General features: G+C 39.2%; 1 protein-coding gene. It reads left to right on the top strand.

Annotated elements, in window-relative coordinates:
- The first annotated feature begins 68 nt into the window (after positions 1 to 68).
- Positions 69 to 1,642 (top strand): IS3 family transposase gene (locus tag EK386_RS19770; protein WP_126660860.1). Its coding sequence is split into 2 segments (ribosomal slippage): positions 69 to 711 and positions 711 to 1,642, totalling 1,575 coding nucleotides; the frame shifts between segments, so codons are not numbered across the junction.
- Positions 1,643 to 1,687 lie beyond the last annotated feature (45 nt).

The following is a 1,687-nucleotide window of genomic DNA, read 5'->3' on the forward strand; positions in this document are numbered from 1 at the left end:
TGATATGCTCCCCAATAGGTAGACAGATGAAAAAACAAAATCTGTTTATCTATTGGGGGGTATTTTTTATGGGGCGAAGTAAGCATACGATTGAACAAAAACTTACAGCCGTTCAACTGTTAAAAGAAGGGTTCCATACATGGGTTGAAATCAGTGAAATCTACCAGGTATCTATGGATACGCTTTACCAGTGGCAAATGAAATATGAAACATATGGTATAGAAGGGTTAAAAGAAGCGAATTCTTGTAAGTCTTATTCAAAGGAATTAAAGGAAGCAGCCGTTCTAGATTATTTAAATCATGGACTCTCAAAAGGAGCAATCATTTTAAAATACCAGATTAGTAGTCGTTCAGTTTTATCTCGTTGGATTCGCAAGTATACTAGTCATAGTGAATTAAAAGATTCAGGTAAAGGAATGAGCCAAACTATGACTAAAGGAAGAAAAACGACCGTAGAAGAACGAATTGAAATCGCAAAAACTTGCCTAGCGAACGGGAAGAATTATCAAGAAACAGCGGCTCAATATGAGGTGTCTTACCAACAAGTGTATCAATGGGTACGAAAATTGGAACAGGATGGCGAAGAAGCCCTTCAAGATCGCCGTGGTCGTACAAAACCAGCAGAAGAGTGTACACCAGAAGATGAATTACGCTTAAAAATTCAACAGATGGAGCGTGAAAATGAACGATTACGTGCAGAAAACTTATTCCTAAAAAAGTTAGAGGAAATCGAAAGGAGGCGTCGTTAAGTAGAATTCGTACGCAAAGCCGTTATTTAGCGATTCAAGAATTAGCAGGAAAGGAAAACTTCTCCATTGTGCTACTCTGCGAATTGGCGAAGGTTTCACGTGCCGCCTATTATAAGTGGCTCAATCGGCAACCAACAGTGCAAGAACAAGAAAACGCACAACTAGTGGCATCTATCCAACATTTATATACAGAAGTGGATGGCATTTATGGCTACCGTCGGATCACGATGACGATTAACCGCCAGCGCGAAAAAGAAGGATTAAAAAAAGTGAATAAGAAGCGTATTTACCGCCTGATGCAAATTTGTGGTTTACAGGCAGTCATTCGACGTCGCCCGAAAAAGTACCGAAAAGTGAAACCGGATTACGTGGCTGAAAACGTATTATCACGCGAATTCACAGCCGAAAAGTCAAATCAGAAATGGTGTACAGACGTAACGGAGTTCAAGTATGGTAATGGAAAGAAGGCCTATTTAAGTGCGATTATTGACCTGTATGATAAGTCTATTGTGAGCTATGTATTAGGCCATTCAAATAATAATGACCTGGTTTTTAAGACAATCAGACCCGCTATTCGTCAATTATCAAAGGATGAATTTCCTCTTTTACATAGTGATCGTGGCTATCAATATACATCGAAAGAATTCAAACGTATCGTGGACAAAGCAAAACTGACGCATAGTATGTCGAGAGTGGGGCGTTGCATTGATAACGGACCCATTGAAGCGTTTTGGGGAACACTAAAAGTAGAAAAGTATTATTTACATAAATTTGAGTCGTTTGAAGCGTTAAAACACGCCATAGATACGTACATCACGTTCTATAATAACGAACGTTATCAAGAAACATTAAACGGCTTGAGTCCCCTGGAATACAGAGCTCAAGCCGCTTAAAGCATTTTTATTATTTCCACTGTCTACTTGACAGGGAGCAGTTCA

This window comes from Lysinibacillus antri, from assembly GCF_003977595.1.
Classification (GTDB): Bacteria; Bacillota; Bacilli; order Bacillales_A; family Planococcaceae; genus Ureibacillus; species Ureibacillus antri.